This window comes from Streptomyces sp. NRRL F-525 (assembly GCF_000716605.1).
GTDB lineage: Bacteria > Actinomycetota > Actinomycetes > Streptomycetales > Streptomycetaceae > Streptomyces.
The window spans coordinates 72928-99390 of sequence record NZ_JNXE01000027.1; the positions used below are offsets into that span (position 1 = coordinate 72928).

A 26463-nucleotide genomic window follows, 5' to 3' on the forward strand; every position below is an offset into this window, starting at 1 on the left:
TCTGTGGCTAGGTATCACAATGTGGCTCTTTTGCAAGACGCCTCTGGGGTTGTTTTGACGGCCTTCTGTGCTGCTGTGGCGGAGCGAATGCTCGACGTGTACGCAGAAATAGTCGACGAAGATGAGTTGGGTTGGGCGAAAGACTCCTTGGCGGAAGTCTGGAATGTTGTTGCAGGTGAAGCAGATTCAGACGTCTGCGCGGTGGCTCTGGAAGAAATAGAAGCGGAGGCTTCTGTCGAGGAGAACTGCGATCTCGGATCCTCCTTCTACGCTGCACGAATTATCGACCTTCTTGGGTTGGCCTTGGAGTCAGCTCTGCGGCCGGACTTCAGGAAGGCTGAGTTTGTAGCAAATACGGCGGAGACGCTGCTGAGTTCTCTCGACTTCGCGCTTTCAGGGGAGCGAGCTGTCATCTATCGCCAGGGAGAGCAACTCCCACCTCCGGGTCCACTCGTATCACGAGATATTGTGGCCGATGCGGAGTTCTTTGAAGTGCTTCGGAGAGCGGGTCTGAGTGTCGACGCGCCCGCAGTCTCGGCAGCCGTTGTGTCAGAACTTCGTAGAGTATCCCGTGCGGTGGGCGAGGAGTACGGCCGCACAGCACTGGATGTTATCTCCGTGGATGGCTGATCGACTACGTTCTGCCAGGATTTTTATCTGCACGGTCAATTCCTCATATCCCCACAGGTAAGTGAATCCAGAACCCCTTCAGGTCCGTTGCGTGATGGGCGACCGATATTGATGTGCTCGGTCCTCAAGGGATTTTACGGATGACTGTGATCTGTGACTTATATGGACGTCCGATGCGGCGGTTGCCGATAAAATCGAACCGGCGGCAGGATGACGACTGGTTGTGCTCTTGGTGTTATGCAGTAACCACCGTTGGCTCTAGTACACAAGAGGTGTCACGACCAACGTACTTGCCCATGGACGTCCGCTGAGAACGAGCAGTTTCAGAAGGATTTCCCTCTGACGTCTCACATTCTTACGAGTACTTCAACGTGACCCACTGTGGTATCCACCGAGACTGCATGTCTCCTTCGCCATACCTGTGGGTTCCGGGATGGGGCAATGCATGCCAGGGCTGTAAGGATGCTGCGGTTGCTATTGACCGGCGCTGGCCATTGGAAATTCGGGATGAAAACTGGCTGCGGATTGCGCCTCCCTCCGGTTTGGATCGGCCGCCTTTTTAGCATGCCGGCTTCAGCTCTTTACTGGTAGGGCATCGTCGCTAGCCAGGAGGTGCACATTACTTGCACGGTACCCCCGCGCCCCATTGGCATCGAAGCGGTTCTTCCCGATTTTCGACGGCACGTCACCAAGGCTACGCAGTTCCACGCCGGCCGGGCTCCTTGCGTCGACCGACAGTTCGGTGGGAGGGGGTCCGCTGCTCTGGCCAGTGGGCGAACCTTGGTCTGTCTGTACGACGAGCCAGTACATGGCAGAGGCCAAGCGGTTCGCTGATTCAGGGGTGAAAGCATTGTGTCAGCCATTGTTGGGGCTCACGTTTATGACCTGGACAGACCGGTTGCTGAGTGGATGTCGACGGGGCGGATACTGATGACGCTCAAACGGACATTGGGTATTCAGGTGGAATGTATTCCTTGTAAATTTGGTGCGGAAACAGATTGGATGGTTAGGAGCTGTGAGTGCAGCACTCGAGCACCTGGAGAAGCGTCTCGGCGCAATGAAAGGTGGTTGGTCGGTCGATAAAGTACCTGACGGCCAAAAGGTCACTGTCTGCATGTTCGGTGATGGCGAATTGCCGAATGTGACATCGTATGCGACCGTCGGTCTCAGCGGAATTCCGTTGCAGGTTCACGAGGGTGACCGAGAAGTCCTTGTTGAGTTGATGGTGTGCTCTTATTCGATGTCCAACACTCGCGAGTCTGGCTACGGGCCGTGGCCAGGGATCCTTGAACATGTCGCCCACCGGTCTGTACAAGAAGGGATGGCAGTTCTTAGAGGAGACTTCATCCCGTTGCCCGGGCCGATCGCTCCGGGGAGTGAGATGGTGGCACTCTACGCCATGCCGCCAGTTTACTACCCGGATGATTTCTCTTCTTTCCCCCTGGAGGACGGGCAGCGTGCAGCAATCGTATGGCTGATCCCTATCGGGGATAGGGAAATGGGCAGGCGCATCGAAGTCGGGTGGTCAGATTTTGAGGGTGAGTTGGTTGCTCGCAATCCAGACGTCCTGGACCTGCACAGAGGGCAAATAGTCTGATTTAGCGCTACGTGAAGTGGGTTTTTCGAGGTGGTAGGGAAGACGGAAAGCGCCCTTCGTCGATGATGTCGGCGGTCAGGTGACGGAGCGGCCGACCTACAGCCGCACCGCCTGGTCTGAGTCGGCGCTCGCCCCAGAGAGCGTGATCTCGTAGCCGTGATCCTGGGAACCAAATTGAGTGGTGAGTTAGTTGGATTGGCGTGATGACGAGAAGCTGTCGGCTCAGATCCGCATCATGTTGCGAAGGCAGCGTAATCAGGCCGTGTACCTTGCTCTGCGCAGACTGCAGGTACCGCTCCTCAGGATCGCTGTGCCGGATGAGTGGGGAGTGGACCCTGTAGCCGTCGATTCGCTGATCCAAATTGGTGAGGCACAGATGGATGGCGAGATTAATCGAGAGCTACAACACGGAATCGGAATTCGCTGAGAGCTTCCAGCTGGGGCCATCAACCGTTGGCTCATGCTCAGCGAAGCGCTGGGAGTGTTGAGTGATGTCCAGGCCGGCAGGATCATTTCCCTTCGAGTGGGGCCGACAGCCGCTGGGTGTCTGTGATGAGTACAGTAATCGGCTGGCCTCGGTGCTTATCGCATTCTCGACAGGCTAATAATGGAGTTGGGGCGATCGGGATGAGTTTGTGGGACGTGCGGGCGCAGGGATGGAAAGAAGCGCTGTGTAGCGTTTCTCCGGGAGTGCGGAGATCGGTATCCGTGGATATTATTTCCGGATCGCTCCGGTTCTTTCGTCCCTCGTTTGACTCGGTGTTTTCTGCAGAAACTGTAAGATTTGTGCAATCAGTCCTCGAATCGGCTCGCTCGGAGTGTGTGGATCAGGTCGAAGCAGATCGCATTTCGACTCGCCTGTATTCACTGCTCGATGAGGATCCGGCGATTGGGATCGCTTCGCTGGTGGCGGCTCTCTCGCTGTTCTTCGACTGTGCCGCTGCAGAGTTCGATGTCGATTCCGTGCTGGAGATTATGTCCTCATGCTACGAGGCCGTACTGCACTCGGAAGGAATTTCGCAGGAGGTGCTGGACTCCGGCTCGGACAACGAAAACTGCTCTCATCTCATTGATTTTCAACGAGGGGTCATAGAGCGGGCATCGTCCGTTCGGTAGGGCGAAGAGAGTCGGCGGAGCGTTCGTGGATCAAGGAAGAACGCCCGGACGTGTGACTCAACGGCATCTGCGGCCAGCAGCTGCGGGCCTTGATCGCTAATGTGCGGTACTTCGTCATACGACTTCACCGATGTAAGCCACGCAACAGGGCAGCCCTTGGGTCCAGTTGGCTGAGGCGTGGAAGTGTGACAGTCGGGGCTGAAGTGTCACACTTTCGCGGAGTGGGGGTGTCCTCCGGGGGGCGGTCGAACGGTCTTGATTGCCGTGTCGGGGCGGGAGTTGAGGGTGTCAGAGACTGCCGAAGAAGCGGTGCCACCAGGTGGGTCGCCGAACATGCCGGGGCAGTCGACTCGGCCCCGCGTAGTCGCACTCCAGCAGCTCTTCGGAAACGATCACGTACCCGAGCTCGGTCAACGTCCCCTCGACCTTGTTCAGATCCGCAGCGTCCAACTCGCCCTGGGCTCGCGCTTCCCCAGTGCCCAGGAAGGCGCCGGGGTTGTCGGCGCAGACCAGCGCCAGGGAGCCGAACTTGCTCACGCAGACCACGATCCGGGTTCCGCACGCGGTCGCATGAGCCGGCACGGTGATCCGCCCGTACTCGCTGGAGTCCTGTGTGTCCCGTTCGATGGCACATGGCGCGGCGAAGCCACCCTCAAGTCGCGCCCCGAGAGCGTCGAACAGCGCGCCGATCTCAGCACGGTCGTAGCCCCGGGGCCACTCCAGCCACTCGGGATCATCGAGTTCGCGCAACAAGGCCACCAGGTCCTCTTTGTGCTCCGTCACGCGAAGATCCTGGCGGATCGGCACCAGACCTGGCCAGCCCGTCAGCGCTCGTTCAAGTTCAGTGGTCCCAGTCGACTTGGCGGCCGTCGAGCCGGAACGACTCCTCCACGCCTGCCCAGTCCTCCACCCATTCGCCGACGCAGTTGATCTGCATGCGGGGGTCGTCGGCGACGCGAATCATCACTCCCGCCGACTCCGTCTGTTCCTCGGCGGGTTCGTCCAGGGCGGCCATTCCGTCGACCCGGATGTAGCGGCCTGCGCCTTTGCCAGAGGTGATGCGTCCTACGACCCCGAAGTGGCGGGTGGCGTCTTTGTGCGCGGCGATGATCTGCGAGCGGTCGGAAGCTGCTGTCACCTGTAGCTCATGAGGAGGGCCCGTAAAGGAGAGTTCGACCGAGGAGTGGCGCCCGAATATCTCGATCACCCCCTTGGCTGTTCGCGACGGGGTGTCGATCTCCGTGATCGTCGCCGACAGCGTTGCGAACGGGCCGCCGGTGATGGTGACGGAGGCTCCGACAATGAGGTCCGGGTCCGGCATGGTCGGTGCTTCTCCTGGCGTCTCAGCTCGCCCTCGTCGTGGCGTGCGGGTGCGCTGTGTCCGACTTGACGGTCTCCACGAAGGCGGCGAAGGCTCCCGTCGGGAAGGTGACCGTAGCCCTGGCCGGCGTCTTTGAGTCGCGTATGGATACGTGGGTGGGGGAGTTCGCGATCTCCACGCATTCGTTGCCGTCTCCCTCGCCCGAGTAGGACGACTTCCGCCAAGTGTCCATAGGGGTACCTCATAGCTCCTGAGCCAGCTTGCGGATGAATCACGTGATCGTTCGGGCTCGAATGACGCGCTCTCTACTTTACGGAAGGCCGTTCGGTAGGTGTTGAGCTGAGCCTCGGAATCCGAAGCGGTGCTTGCCTGGACCCAGAGGCTTCAGTTCACCGGCGTCGGGGTGTGCGGATGTGCCCGGTCCCCGTCTTGATGGTCTCGACGAAGGTGGTGAAGGAGTCTGTGGGGAAGGCGAGGGTGGCCCTGGCCGGCGCCTTTGAGTCGCGTATGGACACGTGCGTGGGGGAGTTCGCGATCTCCACGCACTCGTTGCCGTCGTCGGGGCCTGAGTAGGAAGACTTCCGCCAGTTGTCCATGGGAGTGCCTCACAGCTCTTTCGCCAGCCGGTTGATGAAGTCACGCGACCGCTCGGAGTCGAGTGACACGGCTTCCACCTTACGAAAGCGGGTTCGAAAGGCGCTGAGTTGTGCTTCGGAGTCGATGAAGGCCGAGCCATGGGGTACGTCGCGCACCACCGTGTCCAGTTTCGAGACGAGGCCGCCCACGTACGTCATGGTGCTGGCGGCCGTGGCGAAGCCGTCCAGGTCGTAGGGGATGACGCGGATGGTGATGTTGTCCGCTTCGGAGAGTTCGAGGAGCTTGGTGAGTTGGGTCCGGGAAGTGGTCCGGTCGCTGACCCTGATGCGTAGGGCCGACTCGTGGATCACCAACTCGTAGGGGATGGTGATTTTCTGGCCCGCCAGTCGGTGGCGGACTCGCAACTCAAGCTCCTCTTCGGTCAGTTCGGGCACCCTTGAGGAGAAGACGGCGCGCGCGTAGTACTCCGTCTGCAACAGGCCGGGCACGTAAAGGATCGCTACGTCACGCCGGAACGAGGCGTGATGGTTCAGTTCGGACAGGTCCAGGAACGACGTGGGCAGCAGGCCCCGGTACTCCTCCCACCAGCCGCGTGTCCGGTCGGTGGCCATCGTGACCAGGGCGTCGATGAACTCCCTGTCCGTGCAGGCGTAGTGGGATGCGAGGCGGCGTACTCGTTCCTCGCTCACGCCCACCAGCCCGGATTCGATGTGGCTCATCTGGACGCGGTTCGCCCCCAGCAGCGCTGCTGCCTCGACAGCGGTGAGCCCTGCTGCCTCGCGGAGCCTGCGCAATTCAATCCCCAGGCGCATGTGGCGTGCGGTCGGTTCGCGCCTCTGGACCATCAAGTGCTCCTCGTTCGGGGGTGATTACGCGATCGGCTTGCGTGGGGTTACAGGTTACCCCTACCGTCGGTGATGCAACGCACACGCTGCGGAAGTGCACCACCCCGTCGTGCCGTGACGGCCGTGGCAGAGCCACCGAGCGAACTCCCCTCCACCTGAACGGAGTTGACCCATGCCCGAAACCGAAGTCCCCGCCCCCTGGGAGTACTCCCTCTCCATCCCCAACGACCCCCGAGCCGTCACCGGAAGCCGCCGCACCCTCCGCCTGATCCTCACCGTCCACGGACTCATCGGCCTGGTCGACACCGCCGAACTCATCGCGACCGAGTTGGTCTCCAATGCCGTACGGCATACGGACGGTCCCGCCGATCTGCGCGTCCGGTGGGCGGCCGGTGTGCTGCGGATCGGGGCCTGGGATGCCGATCCCGAACCTCCGCCTCCGTCACGGCCGTTGGATCAGCTCGCGGAGTCGGAGGACGGGCGGGGGCTCGCGCTGGTCCGGGCCTGTTCCGATCAGTGGGGCTGGCAGCCGTTGGCCAGGCACGGCAAGCGCGGCAAATACGTATGGTGCGAACTGGTCGCCGTGTCTGGGCTGCCCTCGGCCCCTCGCCCCCTCACCGCGTAACCGGCAACGCCCCCACGAACCGCGCCCCGTCCCCCCGGTGCTGCACCGGAAACGTCACCTTCAGTGCCTGCTCCTGCCCCGTCACCGACAACCGCGTGACGAACTGCAACCCCAGGAACGCCTTCTTCGAACCGCCCGCCGAGACATACGGGCGCGGCAGGTTCAGGAGCAACTTGCCAGGTCTGCCACCGCGGTTGCCGTCGAAGAACATGACTCTCTGGTCGGTCAGGACTATGTACATGGGCCGTGGAGTGACCGTGGCCATCACCGTGCCCGCGCTCAACACCCCCACCACGGCCGCCGTCAGGGCCTGCTTGCGGACGGAGACCGAGCCGACGCCGGCCAGGGAGGTGAACTCGACCCGTTCGGAGTGGAGGAGCAACGGGGCCGCCACTTCGAGGAGTTGGCGATTGCGGCGGGCGTTCAGGGACATGGCGGGACTCCTGGGAGACGTACGGAAAAGTGCGGACGATATGAGGCTTCGGTGAACGGGAGTTGTACGGAAGGTCGGTCGACAGTCAAGTCACGGTCAGGCTCGTCCTATGCCTGACCTGCGGATTCCCCGACAACTGCGATGTCACAGGCCTCGCTTAGGATCCGCCGCATGTCACCTGCCCCAGGGCCCGGTCCCGGCCCCGACTTCGAACTCGCCTCCGCCCACCCGGAGGTCACCTGGTTGCGACAGGCCGCGGCCATGGCCGACTGGGCCGCCGTCCGGCAGTACCACGACAGCCTGCCGCCCGGTACCGACCGGGCCTTCGTCGTACGGGTGCTGGCCGAGGTCGACGGGGTCGAGCACGTACTGCGGCAGCAGGTGGCCGCCGTACCGGACGACGTGTTCGCGCTCACCGTGCTCGGCGCCCGGCTCGTACAGGTCGGGTGGGGGATACGGACCGCGGCGCGGGCCAAGGACGTCAGCAGGGAGCAATTCACCGCGTTCCACGCCCACTTGAGGGACGCGGAGCAGTTGCTGATCCGAGCCACGGCGCTCGACCCGTCGTACGACGCGGCCTGGGCCGAGCGGCTCAACACCGTCCGTGGGCTGTCGCTGGGGAAGAACGAGGCGCGGCGGCGCTACGACAGGCTGGCCAGGTACCACCCGCACCACTTCACCGGGCAGGCCCGTCTCCTCCAGAAGCTGTGTCCCAAGTGGGGCGGCAGTTGGGACGAAGCCCACGGTTTCGTGCGGGAGTGTCTACTGGCCGCGCCCGAGGGGTCGTTGAGCGGGGGGCTGGTGGCCGAGGCGCACATCGAGCACTGGCTCGACACGAAGGGCGACGACAAGCGGGCCGAGTATCTGCGCCAACCGCACGTCCACGCCGAACTCGTCGAGGCGGCCCAACGGTCCGTGCTCCACCCGCAGTTCGGGCGTCCGTACGGCTGGGTCACCGTCCAGGGCTCCTTCGCCGCGCTGTTCTCCCTCATCGGCGACACCGCCCAGGCCGCCGCGCACTTCCGCGCCCTCGGCAACCTCGCCTCCGAATATCCGTGGAGTTACCTCGGCGAGCCCGCCGAGACGTACGTCCAGCACCGCGACACCGTCCTGAGAGGCCGAAGATGAACACCCGGGACCCCCAGGGCGGCCACACCGCCGGCTCCGCCGTCCACCTCACCGAGGTCCACGGCATACCGACCCTCTTCGCGTACGCCCCCGGCCCCATGCGCGCCGGACTCGTCTTCCGCGTCGGCACCGCCGACGAGACCCTCGCCCGCGCCGGCGTCACCCATCTCGTCGAACACCTCGCCCTGTACCGCCACGGCCTCGCCGGCTACCACTACAACGGCGCGACGAAAGCGGCCTTCACCCACTTCCACGTGGAGGGCGCCGAACACGAGATCGTCGCCTACCTCCACGGCGTCTGCGCCTCCCTCACCGACCTCCCCATGGAGCGCCTGGAGACCGAGAAGGAGATCCTGCGCACCGAGGAGTCCCGCCGCGAGCCCGGCCAACTCCCGCTGTGGCGCTACGGCGCCCAGGGCTACGGCCTCGTCAGCTACCCGGAGTGGGGCGTCAGGAACCTGCGCCCCGAGGACGTGCACCACTGGACGCGGACCTGGTTCACGGGCGGCAACGCCGCGCTGTGGATCGCCGGCGAGCAGATACCGGCCGGGCTCGCCCCGCGACTGCCCCAGGGGCACCGCCACCCCCTCCCCGCCGTCACCTCCGCGCTCCCCGCCACGCCCGCCCACTTCTCCGACGGCCAGGGCGGTGTCCTGCTCGACGCCGTCGTCACCGACACCACCGCCGCCCGGCTCTACGCGGGCGTCCTGGAACGCGAACTCACCCGCGCCCTGCGCCAGGAGGGCGGTTACTCCTACACGGCGGCCACCGACTACACCTCCCGCCGCGACGGCCACGCGCTCCTCACCGCCTTCGCCGACTCCCTGCCCGCCAAGCAGGACGCGGTGCTCGGCGGCTTCGTCGACGTCCTCGCCGCCCTCCAGGCGGGCCGTGTCGCGCAGGCCGACCTGGACGCCGTACGCGCGCACGCCGACACGGCACTGACGGCGGCCGACGCGGCCGTACGGCGGCTGCCGGGCCTCGCGGAGGACCTGCTCGCCGGACGGCCGCCCCGCGGCGCCGACGAACTGCGGCACGAACTGTGGTCGGTGACGCCCGGTCATCTGCACGCGGTGGCCCTGGAGGCCGCCGGTACCGCCCTGATGCAGGTGCCCTCGGGGCACAGCGCCGACTGGGCCGGGTACGCGGAGGCGCCGGTCCGTTCGACGTACGCCGTCACCGGGCGGCGCTTCGAGGCGGTGGCCAAGAGCGGGGCCGCGCTGGTGGTGGGGGACGACGGGGTCAGCCTGACGGTGCGCGGGCGGGACGGGAGCGACCTCGCGGTGACCGTGCCGTACCGCGCCTGCGCCGCCGTGCTGAGCTGGCCCGACGGCGGCCGCCGGCTCATCGGCACCGACGGTCTCGCCGTGGACGTGGAACCCGGCCTCTACGGAGTCGACGCGCACACGATGGCGACGCTCGACGCGGCCGTACCACCGCACGCGCGTGTGCAGTTGCCGCCGCGGCAGAGCGCGCCCCGCGCGGAGGCACCCGCCGCCCCGGCCGCCCAGGACGGTGCCGCGCCCGCCCGGCGCACCGGCGGGCAGACCGCCGCGCTCGTCGTGTTCTTCGGGCTGGGCGGGCTGTTCGCCTTCCTCGCGCTCGCGGTGACGGTCTTCGGCGGCGGCGACCCCGAGACCAGCACGGGCGAGTGGATCGGCCTCGCGGCCTTCATGTGGGCCGTCACCGGGCTGCTGGTCTGGCCCGCGCTACGGATCCTGCGGCGCACCCGGAAGGCGTGACCCACCCCAGACACCTACCGCAGATACGGGTTCTGCTGAGCCGGCGCCGGAGTGGGAACCGCCATGTACCCCGGCTGCTTCGGCGTCGTGCGGTCGAACACCCCGAACAGCAGCAGCCCGGCCGCGACGAGCATGCTCACGATCAGGGCCAGGCCGAGGAACGGGTCGTCGTCCCCGCTGCCGCGGACCGCTATCAGCGGCAGCGTCACGCACTCGTAGAGCGCGAAGGAGGCGACCGCGCCCCAGTCCGACACCCGGCCGCGGCGGATCGCGACGTACAGGAAGGGCACCCACATCAGTACGCCGCACGATCCCCAGGCGAGGACCACCCAGGCGATCCGCTGCCACCAACCGGCCTCGAGCCGTTTCTCCATGTCAACCCCCCAAGGTCGGGGCAAGATTAGGGCAACGGCCGTCGTGCGGGGGGACGAACGGCTCCGCGAATCTCCGGGCGTCCGCCGGGACCCGCGCACCAGGAGGGGGTTTGTCCGGTCCGCGTTCCCCGGGGCAGGAGTTTTTGCCGTGCCATGAGGGAATCTTGTGGCGATCCAGGGAAGCTGTTTCCCGGACGAAAGGACGCCGTCGGTTACGTTGCGATCCGTTCAGGGCGCCCAAGCCCCGCGCGCGCACGGACAGTTCGGTGAGAACACGGACAGTTCGGGAGCAGCCGTACGCCGGAATGTCGTACGGCGTCGCCGCGCCGGGCTCGCGCCGCTTCAGGGGGCCTTCGGGGCTCGGTAACTTCCGCGGACGTCGTACACGTCCGCTTGTCATGAACAGGGGCGGGGATGGCAGAACACCGGCAGTCGAGGAAGCGCAGATACATCACGTGGGGCGTGGCCGGTGCCGCGGTCGTCGCGGGCGGCGGGATCGCCGCGACGAACTCGATGGCGGCCACCACCTGGCCCGCCCAGAAGACCTACACGGGCCGCGCCTTCGACACCTGCGCCGCGCCCTCCCTCGCCGCGATGAAGGCCTGGCACACCGACGGCGCCTACGGCGCGGCCGCCGTCTACATCGGCGGCAAGAACCGCGGCTGCAGCCAGCCCAACCTCACCGCGTCCTGGGTCAAGTCCCTCACCACGGTCGGCTGGAAGTTCATCCCGCTCTACGTCGGCTCGCAGCCGTCCTGCGGCTCCGGCGGCTCGGTGAAGATCAGCGCCTCCACGGCCGCGGCCGTCGGCAAGTCCGAGGCGGACGACGCGGTCGCCAAGTCCGCCGCGCTCGGCTTCAAGGCCGGCAGCCCGGTCTACCTGGACATGGAGTCGTACGACATCACGAACACGGCCTGCAACAACGCCGTGCTGACGTACGTCCGCGCCTTCGACAAGGAACTGCACGCCAAGATCTACCGCAGCGGCCTCTACGGCTTCTCCAGCTCCAGCGCCAAGGCGATCGCGACCGCGACCGACAAGACGGACCTGCCGGGCAACCTCTGGTACGCGCTGTGGGACAAGACGTACACGACGACCTCGGACTGGCCGTGGGGCTCCACCCAGTTCACCAGCCACAGCCGCGCGCACCAGTACCTGGTCAACAGCAAGGAGACCCGCGGCGGTTACACGATCACCGTGGACCGCGACACGTGGGACGCGCCGGTCGCCATCACCGGCTGAGGCGCGCGGAGAACCGCGGAGAACCGCGGGGAGCCGCGGGGAACGGGCCGATGACTGAGGGGTGAGGGCGATGAGGATGCTGCGGGTCTTGCGGGCGACGGGCGCGCCGGTGCTGCGGACGCCGGCCGTGCGGGTGGGCTTCGCCGCGCTGCCGGTCCTCAGCCTGGGCCTGCTGTGTCCCGTCCCCTCCCTCGTCCTCGCCCTGCGCCGTCGCACCCGCGCCGACTGGCTGGCCTTCGCCGGGTTCACCGCGGTCCTCGCGGCCTGGATCACGGAGGTCGCGCTGACACCGGTCGACACGCACGGCGTGCTCTTCGGAGTGGACCTCCTGCTGATCACCCTGTCGATGGTGGGCGCCTCGGCGCACGCGTGGACGGCGTGGCCCCGGCGGGCGGGGCAGCGCGAGCGCCGGTGGCGGTGGCTCGGCGCGCAGGCCGGGGCCGGGGTACCGGTGGGGGAGCGGGCCGAGGCTCTCGCGGTCAAGCGGGCGGAGGCCCTGGCGGTCGAGCGGGCGGAGGCCCCGGTGGCCGAGCGCGCGAAGGACGTGGTGGTCGAACGGGCTGAGGAGTAGCGGTACATGGCCAAGCAGGTCCGGCAGGTCACGCAGGCGCGTGCGGTCCCGGCGGGGAGACAGGGGCGGCTCAGCCGCGTGGGGCGCGCCGTGGTCGCCGGGCTGCGCTCGCTCGGCGGACGCACCATCGCCATGATCGCGGGCGCCGTCGCCGTAGCCCTCGCGGTGATCGTGACCGGGATCGTCCTCTCCCGGCACGACACCGGCCGCCCGCCGATCCCCGCCACCCGGGCCCGGCACTACACCGAGACCGACGCCTGTCTGCTCACCGACCGTCAGGGCATCAACGGCAGCACCGCCGCCGCGGTCTGGAAGGGCATGCAGGACGCCTCCCTCAAGACGCACGCGCGCGTGAACTACTCGTCCGTCACCGGCGAACAGAGCACCGGTAACGCCCGCCCCTTCCTCAACGCCATGCTCCAGGGCTCCTGCGAGGTCGTCCTCGCGGTGGGCGGCCCCGAGGTGAAGGCGGCGCAGGAGACGACGGCGCGGTACCCGAAGCTGGGCTTCGTGCTGATCGGCAGCGGCGGTGGGGGCAAGGCCGGCACGAACGTGGCCTGGGTGCCCGACGGCGACGGGCTGCGCGCGGGTGTCGCCGCCGCGGTGGAACGAGCGGTCGACGCCCGGAGCTGAGCCCACGCGTGCGTGCCGGTGCCCGAAGTCCTGGTGAATCGTTGGTCGAATGGGTTGGCCACAGGCGACCCACTGCCTACCATCGATCACCGCAAGACTTTGTGCACCGTCGCACAATCTCCAACGGGAGGCTCCCTTGCACCGCCGCCGTCGCACCGCGCTCGTCCTCACCGCCGTGATCGCCGCCGCGGCCCCCGCCCTGACCGCCTGCGGGAACGAGGCGCATCCCGGCGCCGCGGCCGTCGTGGGCGGGCAACGCATCACCGTCGCGCAGTTGCAGAGCCGGGTCAACGAGGTGCGCACGGCCCAGCGGTCGTCCGTCCAGAACGAGGCACAGTACGAGCGCGCCATCGCCACCACCGGCGGCCTCACCCGCGAGACGCTCTACGGCATGGTCTTCGACCAGGTCGTCCACCGCGCCGCCCAGGACGCCGGGGTCACCGTCACCCGCAAGGACATCCAGGACATGCGGGCGGCCCTCGCCCAGCAGGCGGGCGGCGCCAAGGCCCTGGAGGCGACCTGGCTCGCCCAGTACGGCGTCCCCCCGCAGCGCCTCGACGAGAACCTCCGCCTCCAGGTGGAGGGCCGCAAACTCGCCGCGAAACTCGGCACCGACACCACCCAGCCCGCCTTCTGGAAGGCCCTCTCCACGGCCTCCAAGGAACTCCACGTCGACCTCAACCCGCGCTACGGCACGTGGGACGTGGCCAAGAGCAGCCGGGTGGACGCGAAGACGCCGTGGGTGCGGGAGGTTACGGCGGCGCAGACCCAGCAGTCGGCGTAACGGTACGGCGGCTCGGTCAGCGGGCACGCGGGAAGCGAGCGCGGGTAGGTCGGAGGCCGGCCTGTGGACGACAGGGCAGCTGCCCGCCGGCCTGTGGACAACTCCGGGGCTGTCGGTGGTGTGGGTTACGTTCGGTGGGTGAACGCAACCAGTCCCGGCCCCGCTCCCGAGGGCGCCCCCGCCCCCACCCCCGGCCGCATCGTCCTGCTCACCACCAGCCACCGCGTCGCCCCCGGCCTGCTGTCCTGGCCCGCCTGGCAGGCGCTGCGCGACGCCGACCGGGTGCTGTGCGCGGACGGCGCGCATCCGCAGCTGCCGTATCTCCGCGAGGCCGGAATACAGGTGGACGAGGCGACCCCGACCGCCGAGGAACTGGTCGCGGCCTGCGCGGACGGCTCCACGGCGGTGATCGTGGCCACGGGAGAGGGCGAACCGGCCCTGACCGACGGCCTGGCCCGCCTGGCGGGCTCCGGCCGCGTCCAGATGCCGGACCTGGAACTGCTCCCCGCCTCCTACGACCTGCCCGGCGCCCGCCTCCTCGACCTCGTCCAGGTCATGGACCGCATCCGCGCCGAGTGCCCGTGGTCCTCCCAGCAGACCCACAAGGGCCTGGCGAAGTACGGCATCGAGGAGGCGTACGAACTCGTCGAGGCGATCGAGGAGGGCGACCGCGACGAACTCCGCGAGGAGCTGGGCGACGTCCTCCTCCAGGTCGTCTTCCACGCCCGCATCGCCGAGGAGGACCCCGACACCCCCTTCTCCATCGACGACGTGGCCGCCGGCATCGTCACCAAACTGATCCACCGCCACCCCCATGTCTTCGGCGACGAAACGGCGTCGACTCCCGAGGAGGTCAAGGCGCACTGGCTCCGCACCAAGGCCGAGGAGAAGCGCCGCACCTCCATCACCGAGGGCATCCCCATGGGCCAGCCCGGCCTCGCCCTCGCGTCGAAACTGGCATCACGCGTGCGGACGGCGGGACTTGAGGTGCCGTTGCCCACCGGGGACGACGGCATCGGGTACGAGCTGCTGGCGCTGGCCGTGCGGGCGGAGGCGGACGGGGTGGATCCGGAGGCTGCCTTGCGGGCGGCGGGGCGGGCTTATCGGGATGCGATCAGAGGCGTCGAAGGCTGAGTCAACGGCCCTGTGAATCAGTACCTTTGACGGCGGGGAGCTGAGGATCACGCGGGGGAGGTGGCGGGTGTGACAGAGGAAAAGGAGCGGTTGGCGACAGCGGGGGCCCGTGTGCTCATTGAGGGGGCTGCCTCAACCGCCTTGTGGAAGCCGATCCATGACAGCTTCGCGGCGTGGTTCCGGCGCCATGCGTTGACCGAGACGGAACTCCACCTCAGCCGACTCGAAAGGCTCGGCCGGCGATTCCGGGTACTGAACTCCCTGAATCCGATCCAGGAGAGGCGGCGATGGCGCTTCAGGCTCCTCGACGTGCTCATGAGGGCGTCCAGTTCAGCAGCGGCTGCTATCGAACTCGCCACGCTCATCGATGAGTTCGCGTCGGCCCTCGCGGCCCGCCCGCGCGAGGAACGACTCGAGTTCCGAGACCACCTCGACTTTCGCGGCAGCACCTTCAGAGGGACGGTGGCCGCCGTCCAGCACAACCACTACGGCGCCATTCCCTCCCCGGCGGCCTGGCGCCCGGTCGGCCAAGTCGGGCCCGTGGAGTTCGGAGTAGGTCCGACGCGGCGGGTGCTCGGTCTACCTGACGTCCCGCCGTACGTGCAGCGGGACTGTGACGAGGACCTTCGTATTCATCTCGCCCACAACGGCCTGGTGCTGATCCTCGGTGAGCCGTACGCGGGCAAGTCGTACACGGCGTGGCACGGAGTGCAGTCGTTGAAGAGGCACATCCTCTACGCTCCGTATCCGGGCGACGACCTGCGCGCCGTGCTGAGCGTGTTGGACGGGAATCCCGGTGAGTACGTCATCTGGCTGGACGAGTTGACCGATCACCTGGGAAGCGGCGGTCTCGATCTGAAGCTCCTGGGACGGTTCACCTCCCTCGGAGCCGTCATGCTCGGCACGATCAGTCCCGAGGAGTACTACCGGCGCCGTTCCGGGACGGCGCCGGGCGAGCGGGTCATCGCCGCGGCCCGCACGGTGGAGCTGGCGCGAGAGTGGAGCGACGCCGAACTGGAGCGGCTTGCAGGGCTCGACGACCCGCGCGCGTACCCGGCGTACATGTGGAGCGGTCGGGAGGGCGCAGCTTCGTACTTCGCGATCGGGCATCTGCTGTTCGACGAGTGGCGGCGCGTGGGGACCCAAGTGAGTCACCCGCGCGGGCAGTTGCTGGTACGTGCTGCGGTCGACCTCGCTCGGTGCGGGGTCAGGGGAGCGGTGCCGGTGGAATTGCTGAGAAGGGTCCACGAACACTACGGGGCAGAGGAACGCGAGTCATTCGAGGACGCTCTCGCCTGGGCGACGAAACCCCTGTTTGGAGCGTCGGGGCTCCTGGTACAGGGGGATGAGGCGCAGACCTGGCGGGTGTACGGGGCTCTCGTCGCGGAAGCCACGAGAGCGGACGGCAACCTGGAACCGGTGCCGGACGAGGTGTGGTGGACGCTGCTGGACGAGTCCGGGCCAGACTTTGTCGTCGACCGCGATGCCATCCTTGACGGGGCCCGTGCCGCGTTCCTCTCCCGGCTAAACGGGGAGGACACGGCCTTGATGATCGCCTTCTCCGGCCGCGTCGGACCCGATGAGCGCTGTGCCCTGCTCAGCCGGGCGGCGGACGCGGGTGACTGGAGGGGGGCCGAGGCACTCGCAGCGTTCCTCATGACACGCGGCGACACCACGCAGGCCATGCCGTATCTGGAGCAGGCGGCTGCAGCCGGCGGTTCCTGGGCCGCAACCACATTGGGCAAGCTCCTCCGCGACCAAGCCGAAGCATGGCTGCGCATAGCCGCCGAAGCCGGTGACCCCGTAGCCGCCCATGAACTCGGCGACACGCTGGTCGGCAGCGGTCGCGAGGACGAGGCACTTCTTTGGTATCGCAGGGCTGCGGCCGCCGGCCGCCGCGAGGTCGCCGTAAGTCTCGGTGCTCTTCTGAGCAGTTGGCGGGCCCCGGAGGCGGACGTCTGGTTGTGTTATGCCGCCGCACGGGGTGATGCGCGCGGCGCAGGTGAACTGGGCGTCCATCTCTCGTGGGAGCCAGAGGCCGACGAAGTGAAGCTGGTTCCCTACTACCAGCCAGCCGCACATGCTGGAGATGCGAGCGCGGCATTCAACCTTGGCCAGTGGATGGCCAGGCAGGATCGGTTCGACGAGGCGATGGAGTTATATCGCCAAGCCCTCCAAGGGGGCGTCTCCGAGGCGGAGACGGCCATCGGGGTGCTGCTGGACCTGCAGGGCAGGATGGCCGAAGCTGCGGACTGGTATCAGAGGGTTGAAGTCGCGGACACGTACCGATGGGCTGGCACCGCGAACCCCATCGGCCTCCCTGGAGTCCTCCCGGAACCGCCCCGCCCTCCGGACGGCACCACCCCCACCCCGGATACCGTCAAGGAGTGACCAACCAGCCCAGCCACCCCACCCCGCCGAACCCCGCGACCCCCGCTCCGGATCGGGCCCCCGAACTCTTCACCTGGGAATTCGCCACCAACCCCTACCCCACCTACGCCTGGCTCCGCGAGCACGCCCCCGTGCACAGGACCCGCCTCCCCAGCGGGGTGGAGGCCTGGCTGGTCACCCGTTACGCCGACGCCAAGCAGGCGCTGGCCGACCCGCTCCTCTCCAAGAACCCCGCGCATCATGACGAACCGGCGCACGCGAAGGGCAAGACCGGGATCCCGGGTGAGCGCAAGGCCGAGTTGATGACGCATCTGCTGAACATCGACCCGCCGGACCACACGCGCCTCCGACGACTGGTCAGCAAGGCGTTCACGCCCCGGCGGGTGGCCGAATTCGCGCCCCGGGTGCAGGAGTTGACGAACGATCTGATCGACCGGTTCGCAGCCGAAGGTTCCGCCGACCTCATCCACGACTTCGCCTTCCCGCTCCCCATCTACGCCATCTGCGACCTCCTCGGCGTCCCCCGCGAGGACCAGGACGACTTCCGCGACTGGGCGGGCATGATGATCCGTCACGGGGGAGGGCCGCGGGGCGGAGTCGCCCGGTCCGTCAAGAAGATGCGGAGCTATCTCGCCGACCTCATCCACCGCAAGCGCGAGGCACTCCCCGACACTCCGGACCCCCTTCCCGGCGAAGACCTCCTCTCCGGCCTGATCCGCGCCTCCGACCACGGCGACCACCTCACCGAGAACGAGGCCGCGGCGATGGCCTTCATCCTGCTCTTCGCCGGGTTCGAGACGACCGTCAATCTCATCGGCAACGGGATGTACGCCCTGCTCACCCACCCCGAGCAGCGTGCGCGCCTGGAGAAGTCCCTGGCCGCGGGGGAGAGCGGCCTCCTCGAGACCGGCGTAGAGGAACTCCTGCGCTACGACGGCCCGGTGGAGCTCGCGACCTGGCGGTTCGCCACGCGTCCGCTCGCCCTCGGGGGGCAGGACATCGCGGCCGGCGACCCCGTGCTGGTCGTGCTGGCCGCCGCGGACCGGGACCCGGAGCGGTTCGCCGATCCCGATGTCCTCGATCTCGGGCGCCGTGACAATCAACACCTCGGGTACGGCCACGGCATCCACTACTGCCTCGGCGCCCCGCTCGCCCGCCTGGAGGGCCAGACCGCGCTCGCGACCCTCCTCACCCGCCTCCCGGACCTGCAACTCGCCGGAGAGCCGGCCGACTTGCGCTGGCGCGGCGGCCTCATCATGCGCGGACTGCGCACCCTGCCCGTGGAGTTCACCCCGGAACGCCGTTGAACAGGTGGTCCGAGGCGCCGTAGGACAGGCAATGCGGCCCCCTAAACCTGAAAGTGACAGTTCTTCAACTCTGTGATCTTCACGTGATCTCCGTGGCATTAACTTGTGACAAGTGATCGACTGTGGATACGTTCACCTACCAGCGCGGCGCCCCGCACCACCCCCACGCCCTTCCGCCGCGCGGTCCCCCGCTGTCACGCGAAAGGCCTCCGCATGCTCTCCGGGAACGGTCGTCACCGTCGCCCCCGTCAGGCTCCGGCTCTCCTCGTCGCGGCCGGGGTGACCGGCTCCGCCATCGCCATCCCGCTCCTCGGCGCCGCCGCCGCGAACGCCGCCGACGGCACCACCTGGGACAAGGTGGCCAACTGCGAGAGCGGCGGCTCCTGGAGCGAGAACGACGGCAACGGCTACTACGGCGGCCTGCAGATGACGCAGGACGAATGGGACAAGTACGGCGGCCTCGACTATGCGCCCAGCGCCGACCTGGCCAGCCGTTCCCAGCAGATAGCCGTCGCCGAGAAGATCCTCGCCGACAAGGGCACCTCCGCCTGGACCACCTGCGCGCTGCTCTCCGGCCTCACCACCACCTCGGGTTCGACGGACGTCGACACCGGCCTCGCGAGCGACTCCCCGTCGGCGGACCCGACCGACTCCGGCTCCGGTTCCGACTCCGGTTCGTCGGACTCGTCCGCTTCCTCCGGCTTGTCCGACTCCGGCACCACGGACTCGACTTCGTCCGACGCGTCCGGCGATTCGGGTAGTGGCTCGACCGACAGTCCCTCGCCCACCGCGACGGACAAGTCCAGCGAGTCCGACAAGTCCACCACCCCTTCGACCGGCAACGACTCGGTCGCCGCCTCCCCGAAAATCGACGAAACGGACAACTCCGCCCAGGCGGTGGGCAAGTGGAGCCTCGTCGACACGGGTGCGCTCAGCGATGCCGACGGTCAGCAGGGCGAGCAGCAGGGCACCCAGTCGACCGGTCAGCAGAGCACCGGCAAGCATCGCGGCGCCAGCGCCGAGGAGAGCGTGTCGCCGCAGACCTACACCGTCCGCGCCGGCGACTCCCTCGCGTCCATCGCCGACTCCCTTGGCTACGACGGCGGATGGCGTGCCCTCTACGCCGAGAACAAAAAGGTGATAGGCGCCGATCCGACCCAGATCGCCGCCGGTCAGACCTTGGATGTCGGCACGGAAGTGGACGAAAAGTAGCAAGAGAGCAGCGGGAGTTCGCGTCACGCTTCGCTCGGGAATGTCCGGTTTGATCAAAGTGTGGGATGAGTCTCAGAAGGCCTGATCGTCTTTGGAATTCCGTGGATTCCGTGTCTACGGTCAAGGCCGTTCGTCACCACGAGCGTCCGGTTGCCGCAACGCCGAGTCCTGCCAGCGGCCTCCGGGAACAGTCGTCGCGTCAAGCGCCGTAGGCAGGAGCGGGGGACCCAAGGTAAGCGCCGGGCCCGGGAGTTGAGAGACGACCGGAACCGGCTTGGGGTGAAGTCGCGCACCGAGAGGTGTGCGGCCGGGCAACTCACACGGCCCGAACCCGACAGCTCACCTCGCAGGCGTCGGTGAGGGGATTGGGATCTTCCATGCTGTTTTCCAGCAAGGGCAAGCACCGCCGTCCGTCCAAGGCCACCCGCGTCGCCACGCTCGCCGGCGTCACCGGTGTCGCGATAGCCGCCCCGCTCATGGCGACCGGCAGCGCCTCCGCCGCCACCGCGTCCGAGTGGGACACGGTCGCCAGCTGCGAGTCCGGCGGCAACTGGTCCATCAACACCGGTAACGGCTACTACGGCGGTCTGCAGTTCTCCGCCTCGACGTGGGCCGCGTACGGCGGCACCGCCTACGCCTCCACCGCGAACCAGGCCTCCAAGTCCCAGCAGATCGCCGTGGCCGAGAAGGTTCTCGCCGCCCAGGGCAAGGGCGCCTGGCCCACCTGTGGCACCGGCCTGTCGGGCGCCTCCTACTCCGGCGGCAGCTCCTCCAGCTCCAGCGGCAACAGCTCCTCCTCGAGCAGCGGTTCCACCAGCGAGCGCTCCACGAGCGACACCACCGCCTCCCGCTCCGCCGAGCGCCCGGCGGCCAAGAAGACCGTCACCACCCCGACCGGCAAGAAGGTCAAGAAGGGTGACGGCGAGTACAAGGTCGTCAAGGGCGACACCCTCAGCTCCATCGCCGAGAAGCACAAGGTGAAGGGCGGCTGGCAGCAGCTGTTCAAGCTGAACAAGGACATCATCGACGACGCCGACTTCATCTTCCCGGGCCAGCAGCTCCACTTGAAGTGACCTACGCGGCTCGTAGCTGAACCACAGCGCCCTCACATCCGTGGTGTCCATCATGGAGACCCCGTGAGGGTCACCCCCGTCCCCCACGGGCTCCCCGCTCCGGTGCGTGTTCCCCCGTACGCACCGGGGCGGGGCTTTTTTGCGCCCTCTTCAGCGAAGCGCTTTGTTCCGTTCGGAAACAATTTACTCTCGGTTCTGTCCATCAGGCGGCCGACCGGATGGCCAATCGCCCCGAGCCGGTTAGGCTCGTCTCGCAGAGCCGCTGCGGTGTTGCCGTAGCCGCGTCAGATCCCAAGAAGGAGATGCTCGTGCCGTCCATCGACGTCGTCGTAGCCCGGGAAATCCTGGACTCCCGAGGCAACCCCACGGTCGAGGTCGAGGTCGGCCTCGACGACGGCAGCACGGGTCGTGCCGCCGTTCCGTCCGGCGCCTCCACGGGTGCCTTCGAGGCCATCGAGCTGCGTGACGGTGACCCCAACCGCTACGGCGGCAAGGGTGTCGAGAAGGCCGTCCTCGCCGTCATCGAGCAGATCGGCCCGGAGCTCGTCGGCTACGACGCCACCGAGCAGCGCCTGATCGACCAGGCGATGTTCGACCTGGACGCCACCGACAACAAGGGCTCGCTCGGCGCCAACGCCATCCTCGGCGTCTCCCTCGCCGTCGCGCACGCCGCGTCCGAGGCCAGCGACCTCCCCCTCTTCCGCTACCTCGGCGGTCCGAACGCGCACCTGCTGCCCGTTCCGATGATGAACATCCTGAACGGCGGCTCGCACGCCGACTCGAACGTGGACATCCAGGAGTTCATGATCGCGCCGATCGGCGCGGAGTCCTTCTCCGAGGCGCTGCGCTGGGGCGCCGAGGTCTACCACACCCTCAAGAAGGTGCTGAAGACCAAGGGCCTGTCCACCGGCCTCGGCGACGAGGGCGGCTTCGCCCCGAACCTGGAGTCCAACCGCGCCGCCCTCGACCTCATCATCGAGGCCATCAAGCAGGCCGGTTACATCCCCGGCGAGCAGATCGGGCTCGCGCTCGACGTCGCCGCGTCCGAGTTCTACAAGGACGGCAAGTACGAGTTCGAGGGCAAGTCCCGCTCGGCCGCCGAGATGACCGAGTACTACGAGGAGCTCGTCTCCGCGTACCCGCTCGTCTCGATCGAGGACCCGCTGTACGAGGACGACTGGGCCGGCTGGAAGGTCATCACCGACCGCATCGGCGACAAGGTCCAGATCGTCGGCGACGACCTCTTCGTCACCAACCCGGAGCGCCTCGCCCGCGGCATCGAGGAGGGCACCGCCAACGCCCTGCTCGTCAAGGTGAACCAGATCGGCTCGCTGACCGAGACCCTGGACGCCGTCGAGATGGCCCAGCGCAACGGCTTCAAGTGCATGATGTCCCACCGCTCCGGCGAGACCGAGGACACCACCATCGCCGACCTCGCCGTCGCGGTGAACTGCGGCCAGATCAAGACCGGCGCCCCGGCTCGCTCGGACCGCGTCGCCAAGTACAACCAGCTGCTCCGCATCGAGGAGATCCTCGACGACGCCGCCGAGTACGCGGGCCGTTCGGCTTTCCCCCGCTTCAAGGGCTGAGCCGTAAAGGGCTAAGCCTTAGCCAGTCGTACGTACGTCCCCGCACCCGGTCCCGTACCGTGTGCGGGGACGTACGCACGTGTGAAGGGGAGGCGGGACATGGCCGTGAAGGACCGGGACCGGTTCTCCACCGCGACCAGGCTCAAGCTGCTCGGCGAGCAGACGGCGGCCCGTGTCTACCGCTCCCAGACCAAGCGGCAGGCCCGCCGCTCCCGGCTCACCGGCCGGGCGGCCCTCCTCGCCCTGGTGCTGTGCTCGCTGATCGTGGCGCTGGCGTACCCGATAAGGCAGTACGTCTCCCAGCGCGCCGAGATCTCCGACCTGGAGCGGCAGCAGGCACAGGCCCGCCAGCGGGTCGAGCAGTTGCGCGACCTGAAGGCGCGCTGGCAGGACGACTCGTACGCGGAGCAGCAGATCCGGCAGCGGCTGCACTACGTGATGCCCGGGGAGACCGGCTACATCGTGATCGACCCGGACGCGGCCAAGCAGTCGCGCGCGGAGCTGGGGGCGGCCGACCGTCCCTGGTACGCGAACGTGTGGGACGGCGTCGACAAGTCCGACGCGTCCGACCGGTGAGAACCACCAGCTGAGAACCACCGACTGAGAACCACCAGCGAGAACTGACCCATAGAAAGACGTCCTGAAGACAGTCATGGAAACGCCCCCGCCGCCCACCCCGCGCACCGAGCCCACCGACGCCGACGTCGAGGCCTTCAAGCAGCAGCTCGGGCGTCCGCCGCGCGGGCTGCGCGCGATCGCACACCGTTGCCCGTGCGGACAGCCGGACGTGGTGGAGACGGCCCCCCGCCTCCCCGATGGCACCCCCTTCCCGACGACGTACTACCTCACGTGCCCGCGCGCCGCCTCGGCGATCGGCACCCTTGAGGCGAACGGCGTGATGAAGGAGATGACGGCCCGTCTGGAGACGGACCCGGAACTCGCCGCCGCGTACCGCGCCGCGCACGAGGACTACATCGCGCGCCGTGACGCCATCGAGGTCCTGGAGGGCTTCCCGAGCGCGGGCGGCATGCCGGACCGGGTGAAGTGCCTGCACGTCCTGGTGGGCCACTCCCTGGCCGCGGGCCCGGGTGTCAACCCGCTCGGCGATGAGGCGCTCGCGATGCTGCCGGAGTGGTGGGCGAAGGGGCCGTGCGTGACGTCGACGCAGGCGGAGGAGGACGAGAAGTGACCCGTGTCGCCGCCGTCGACTGCGGTACGAACTCGATCCGCCTCCTCGTGGCAGACGTAGACCCGGCGACGGGTCAACTGGTCGACCTGGACCGGCGGATGACGATCGTCCGGCTCGGCCAGGGTGTGGACAAGACCGGCCGCCTGGCCCCCGAGGCGCTGGAGCGCACGTTCGCCGCCTGCCGCGACTACGCCACGATCATCAAGGAACTCGGCGCCGAACGCGTCCGCTTCGTCGCCACCTCCGCCTCCCGCGACGCCTCGAACCGTGACGACTTCGTCCGCGGGGTGATGGACATCCTCGGCGTCGAACCCGAGGTCATCTCCGGCGACGAGGAGGCGGAACTCTCCTTCACGGGCGCGACAGCGGAACTGACCGGCCGGGACGACCTCGCCAAGCCGTACCTGGTCGTGGACATCGGCGGCGGCTCCACGGAGTTCGTGGTCGGCGACGACGCCGTCCGCGCCGCCCGCTCCGTGAACATCGGCTGCGTCCGCATGACCGAGCGCCACCTGGTCCAGGGCGGCAAGGTCACCGACCCGCCCACCCCGGACCAGATCACGGCGATGCGCGCCGACATCGAGGCCGCCCTCGACCTCGCCGAACAGACGGTCCCGCTCCGCGAGGCCCGCACCCTGGTCGGCCTGGCCGGCTCGGTCACCACGGTCTCGGCGATCGCCCAGAACCTCCCCGAGTACGACACGGAGGCCATCCACCACTCCCGCGTCTCCTACGACCGCGTCCGCGAGATCACGGAGTCCCTGCTCCGCTCCACCCACGCCGAACGCGCCGCCATCCCCTCCATGCACCCGGGCCGCGTCGACGTCATCGGCGCGGGCGCCCTCGTCCTCCTCTCGATCATGGAGCGGGTCGGGGCGAGCGAGGTCGTGGTGAGCGAGCACGACATCCTGGACGGGATCGCGTTCAAGGCGGCGCGCGAGGCCGGGGCGGGCAAGCAGGGCGGCTGAGGCGACGGGCTCGGGGCAATACCCGGGGTCTCTTCATGCCAGGGGCCGAAGCCCGATGGGATTCGGCCCTTGCCCGCGTCGCCCGTCGGGCATAGTCGGTGCAGGGAGCTCACGGACCTGTGGTCGGTGAGCGGAACGTGTGCGACGGGGGGTGCGGATGATGTCAGTGGTGCCGTTCGACATCGTGATCGTCGTCCTGATCGGGCTGCTGATCTGGACATTGGTTCGTTCCGGCAGTCGACGTGCCCAGGCGCGACGTCCGGCCGGGACAGGACCGACCGTTCTTCCGCGCGTCCCACAGGCGCACAACCAAGGGGGCCGTACCCCTTCCGCGCCTTCACCGGCCGGTGACGCGGGGCGGCGTCCCATGCTGACGGTGGCTGCCGAAATAGCCGGAATCCTCGGGCTGTTCATCGCCCTGATCGCCCTCATCTCCACTCGCTAGGCGAGGGCGGACGCGGGCGCACCCCGGCATCGCGTCAGACGCCGGCGTGCTGGTGCCGGACCCGGACCACCAGCTTCCCGGTCGCCCGGTTGTGCTCCATGTCCCCGTGGGCCTGCGCCACTTGCTCCAGCCCGTCGTACACCCGGTCGACAGGGAAGGCGAGTTGGCCGGCGGTGACCGCGTCGAGGATCTCCTGGAAGACCGCGGGGGACAGGTCGGACGCGTCGCCGAAGTAGCCCGCGAGGCGAACTCCCCTCGGCAGGTACTCGTTTGGAGAGAAGTCCCGCACCGTCCACTGGTTGGAGAGGCTGCCGCCGAAGCAGGCCGTGCCGTGGACGCGGACCGCGCGCAGGGTGTCCTGGAGGGTCGGGGTACCGACGAGGTCGAGGGCGGCGTCGACTCCGTCCGGGTACAACTCCCGTACGGCGGGCGCCACTTCGCCGCTGTCGAGGAGAGGGTGGTCGACGCCCCGCTCCTTCAGCAGGGCCAGGCGGTCGGGGCGCCGGGTGGTGGACAGCACCGTGGCGTCACGCCAGCGGGCCAGCGCGGCGGCGGCGAGGCCCACGGACGAGGTCCCGCCCCGGATCAGCACGGACTGCCCCGGCCGCAGATCCAGCCCGACCGTGAGCGACCCGTAGGCCGTCTGCACCATCTCCGGCAGCGCGCCCAGCACCTCCCACGGCAGCTCGGTCTCGACGGGGATCACCTGCGCCAGCGGCACGGACGTGTACTCGGCGTACCCGCCGTCGTAGGTCCGCCCCATGTCGCCCATCATCGCGACGACCTTCTGCCCGGGAGCCAGCCCACTGCCGGCCGGGGCCGCGTCGACGGTCCCCGTGGCCTCGATGCCCGGCACCCGCGGGAAGCTGACGCCCTCGCTCACCCCCAGCCGCAGCTTCAACTCCGACCGGTTGACCCCGAACGCCTCCACCCGGATACGCACCCACCCGTCCCGCTCGGGCGGCAGCGGAAGCGTGGTCAGCCGCAGGTTCTCCACGGGGCCGGGGCCGGAGAGCTGGACGGCGCGCATGGTGCTCGGAGAGGACGTCATGGGGCTGCCAACGTGCGGGCGGGGCGGGTGCATTCCCGACTGCGCCGGACCCTCGCGACCCCGAATTATTACTCGCCGGTATTAAACTCCTGAGCAGCCCATATAACGTATGAGCGGTTGCAGGGGCGCTCGCCGACCCCCTCCGGAACACGCCCGTAAGAAAGTTCGTGAAGTTCTTCACAAGGAATTCTGTCCTGTTGGACGACGAGACTGCCCCGGTTGGCCCTTCCGGGGTCCCGGCGGGCCTGGGAGCGTGTTCTGCGGGGTGGTGCGGGAGTGATTCGGGGGAGTTTCGGGAGGGTGTCGTGGAGGTGTGGTCCAGGGGGGTCGAAGGGACAGAGCGGCAGCTCACGCGGCCTTGACAACGGGGCGAACCGACCCGTGGTTCCCCGCCCGCGGAGTGACTTGGATCATGCGAGTCGCGGAGGATAACACACCCCCCACCGATGCTTGTGAAGGGGCGCAC

At 67.9% G+C, this 26463-nt stretch carries 28 protein-coding genes and 1 riboswitch; of the genes, 20 read left to right on the forward strand and 8 right to left on the reverse strand.

The window, feature by feature from the left end:
- Positions 1-3 precede the first annotated feature (3 nt).
- The 3 genes from OO69_RS52090 to OO69_RS31880 all read left to right on the forward strand — a co-directional run bounded on the left by OO69_RS52090 (position 4) and on the right by OO69_RS31880 (position 3343).
- Positions 4-630, forward strand: coding sequence for a hypothetical protein (locus OO69_RS52090; protein ID WP_158713444.1), 627 nt, complete (start codon positions 4-6; stop codon positions 628-630).
- A 1015-nt stretch (positions 631-1645) separates the two neighbouring features.
- Positions 1646-2227, forward strand: a complete 582-nt coding sequence (locus tag OO69_RS50550; RefSeq protein ID WP_158713445.1) for a suppressor of fused domain protein — start codon at positions 1646-1648, stop codon at positions 2225-2227.
- A gap of 708 nt (positions 2228-2935) precedes the next feature.
- The gene (locus OO69_RS31880) at positions 2936-3343 is read left to right on the forward strand and encodes a hypothetical protein (protein WP_158713446.1); all 408 of its coding nucleotides are present in this window, start codon (positions 2936-2938) and stop codon (positions 3341-3343) included.
- A gap of 288 nt (positions 3344-3631) precedes the next feature.
- Here OO69_RS31880 and OO69_RS31885 read toward each other — a convergent pair whose 3' ends face one another.
- The 5 genes from OO69_RS31885 to OO69_RS31905 all read right to left on the reverse strand — a co-directional run bounded on the left by OO69_RS31885 (position 3632) and on the right by OO69_RS31905 (position 6106).
- On the reverse strand, positions 3632-4126 hold the full coding sequence (locus OO69_RS31885) for a hypothetical protein (protein WP_033284323.1): 495 nt from the start codon (positions 4124-4126) through the stop codon (positions 3632-3634).
- Between the two features lie 58 nt (positions 4127-4184).
- Positions 4185-4664, reverse strand: a complete 480-nt coding sequence (locus OO69_RS53950) for a hypothetical protein (RefSeq protein WP_033284324.1) — start codon at positions 4662-4664, stop codon at positions 4185-4187.
- A 22-nt stretch (positions 4665-4686) separates the two neighbouring features.
- Positions 4687-4896, reverse strand: a complete 210-nt coding sequence (locus OO69_RS50555; protein WP_078652653.1) for a DUF397 domain-containing protein — start codon at positions 4894-4896, stop codon at positions 4687-4689.
- Between the two features lie 157 nt (positions 4897-5053).
- A complete protein-coding gene (locus tag OO69_RS31900) occupies positions 5054-5260 on the reverse strand; it encodes a DUF397 domain-containing protein (RefSeq protein ID WP_033284326.1) in 207 nt (68 codons plus the stop codon).
- Between the two features lie 9 nt (positions 5261-5269).
- Positions 5270-6106 carry a helix-turn-helix domain-containing protein gene (locus OO69_RS31905; protein WP_033284327.1) on the reverse strand — a complete coding sequence of 279 codons (837 nt, stop codon included), beginning with the start codon at positions 6104-6106 and terminating at the stop codon, positions 5270-5272.
- A gap of 172 nt (positions 6107-6278) precedes the next feature.
- On the opposite strand from OO69_RS31905, the gene OO69_RS31910 reads away from it, so the two are divergent.
- On the forward strand, positions 6279-6731 hold the full coding sequence (locus OO69_RS31910; protein WP_051801324.1) for an ATP-binding protein: 453 nt from the start codon (positions 6279-6281) through the stop codon (positions 6729-6731).
- Here OO69_RS31910 and OO69_RS31915 read toward each other — a convergent pair.
- Entirely contained in the window at positions 6721-7164 is a 444-nt protein-coding gene (locus OO69_RS31915; protein WP_033284328.1) for a hypothetical protein, read from the reverse strand. The two genes, OO69_RS31910 and OO69_RS31915, sit on opposite strands and share 11 nt — an antisense overlap.
- A gap of 171 nt (positions 7165-7335) precedes the next feature.
- Here OO69_RS31915 and OO69_RS31920 point away from each other — a divergent pair, with 171 nt between their 5' ends.
- Both OO69_RS31920 and OO69_RS31925 read left to right on the forward strand, forming a co-directional pair.
- On the forward strand, positions 7336-8292 hold the full coding sequence (locus OO69_RS31920; RefSeq protein WP_033284329.1) for a hypothetical protein: 957 nt from the start codon (positions 7336-7338) through the stop codon (positions 8290-8292).
- Entirely contained in the window at positions 8289-10034 is a 1746-nt protein-coding gene (locus OO69_RS31925) for an insulinase family protein (protein ID WP_051801326.1), read from the forward strand. The genes OO69_RS31920 and OO69_RS31925 overlap by 4 nt, the downstream gene beginning before the upstream one ends.
- 14 nt (positions 10035-10048) lie before the next feature.
- Here OO69_RS31925 and OO69_RS31930 read toward each other — a convergent pair whose 3' ends face one another.
- A complete protein-coding gene (locus OO69_RS31930) occupies positions 10049-10408 on the reverse strand; it encodes a hypothetical protein (protein ID WP_033284330.1) in 360 nt (119 codons plus the stop codon).
- A gap of 414 nt (positions 10409-10822) precedes the next feature.
- Between OO69_RS31930 and OO69_RS31935 the strand changes: the two genes are divergently transcribed.
- From OO69_RS31935 to OO69_RS52095, 14 genes are all read left to right on the forward strand, one after another.
- Complete coding sequence (locus tag OO69_RS31935) at positions 10823-11650, forward strand: glycoside hydrolase domain-containing protein (protein ID WP_033284331.1); 828 nt, start codon at positions 10823-10825, stop codon at positions 11648-11650.
- A 70-nt stretch (positions 11651-11720) separates the two neighbouring features.
- Positions 11721-12221 carry a hypothetical protein gene (locus OO69_RS31940; RefSeq protein WP_033284332.1) on the forward strand — a complete coding sequence of 167 codons (501 nt, stop codon included), beginning with the start codon at positions 11721-11723 and terminating at the stop codon, positions 12219-12221.
- A 6-nt stretch (positions 12222-12227) separates the two neighbouring features.
- Positions 12228-12854, forward strand: coding sequence for a hypothetical protein (locus OO69_RS31945; protein WP_033284333.1), 627 nt, complete (start codon positions 12228-12230; stop codon positions 12852-12854).
- 136 nt (positions 12855-12990) lie between these two features.
- The gene (locus tag OO69_RS31950; protein WP_033284334.1) at positions 12991-13638 is read left to right on the forward strand and encodes a SurA N-terminal domain-containing protein; all 648 of its coding nucleotides are present in this window, start codon (positions 12991-12993) and stop codon (positions 13636-13638) included.
- A gap of 138 nt (positions 13639-13776) precedes the next feature.
- On the forward strand, positions 13777-14772 hold the full coding sequence (locus OO69_RS31955; protein WP_033284396.1) for a nucleoside triphosphate pyrophosphohydrolase: 996 nt from the start codon (positions 13777-13779) through the stop codon (positions 14770-14772).
- Positions 14773-14841: 69 nt separating this feature from the next.
- Positions 14842-17163: a tetratricopeptide repeat protein gene (locus OO69_RS31960; RefSeq protein WP_158713447.1), complete on the forward strand. Its 2322-nt coding sequence runs from the start codon at positions 14842-14844 to the stop codon at positions 17161-17163.
- Entirely contained in the window at positions 17160-18470 is a 1311-nt protein-coding gene (locus tag OO69_RS31965) for a cytochrome P450 family protein (protein WP_033284336.1), read from the forward strand. Before OO69_RS31960 ends, OO69_RS31965 begins: the two co-directional genes overlap by 4 nt.
- 213 nt (positions 18471-18683) lie before the next feature.
- Complete coding sequence (locus OO69_RS31970) at positions 18684-19682, forward strand: transglycosylase family protein (RefSeq protein WP_033284337.1); 999 nt, start codon at positions 18684-18686, stop codon at positions 19680-19682.
- A gap of 194 nt (positions 19683-19876) precedes the next feature.
- A riboswitch (cyclic di-AMP (ydaO/yuaA leader) is annotated at positions 19877-20050 on the forward strand.
- A 9-nt stretch (positions 20051-20059) separates the two neighbouring features.
- Entirely contained in the window at positions 20060-20755 is a 696-nt protein-coding gene (locus tag OO69_RS31975) for a transglycosylase family protein (RefSeq protein ID WP_033284338.1), read from the forward strand.
- Between the two features lie 302 nt (positions 20756-21057).
- Entirely contained in the window at positions 21058-22344 is a 1287-nt protein-coding gene (eno, locus tag OO69_RS31980; protein WP_033284339.1) for a phosphopyruvate hydratase, read from the forward strand.
- A 99-nt stretch (positions 22345-22443) separates the two neighbouring features.
- Positions 22444-22920 carry an FtsB family cell division protein gene (locus OO69_RS31985; RefSeq protein WP_033284340.1) on the forward strand — a complete coding sequence of 159 codons (477 nt, stop codon included), beginning with the start codon at positions 22444-22446 and terminating at the stop codon, positions 22918-22920.
- Between the two features lie 76 nt (positions 22921-22996).
- Complete coding sequence (locus OO69_RS31990) at positions 22997-23533, forward strand: DUF501 domain-containing protein (protein ID WP_033284341.1); 537 nt, start codon at positions 22997-22999, stop codon at positions 23531-23533.
- On the forward strand, positions 23530-24501 hold the full coding sequence (locus OO69_RS31995) for a Ppx/GppA phosphatase family protein (protein WP_033284342.1): 972 nt from the start codon (positions 23530-23532) through the stop codon (positions 24499-24501). The genes OO69_RS31990 and OO69_RS31995 overlap by 4 nt, the downstream gene beginning before the upstream one ends.
- 169 nt (positions 24502-24670) lie before the next feature.
- Complete coding sequence (locus tag OO69_RS52095; RefSeq protein ID WP_158713448.1) at positions 24671-24946, forward strand: hypothetical protein; 276 nt, start codon at positions 24671-24673, stop codon at positions 24944-24946.
- Between the two features lie 34 nt (positions 24947-24980).
- Here OO69_RS52095 and OO69_RS32000 read toward each other — a convergent pair whose 3' ends face one another.
- Positions 24981-25997 (reverse strand): zinc-binding dehydrogenase, encoded by a 1017-nt coding sequence (locus OO69_RS32000; RefSeq protein WP_106971138.1) that lies wholly within the window; start codon positions 25995-25997, stop codon positions 24981-24983.
- Between the last annotated feature and the right edge of the window lie 466 nt (positions 25998-26463).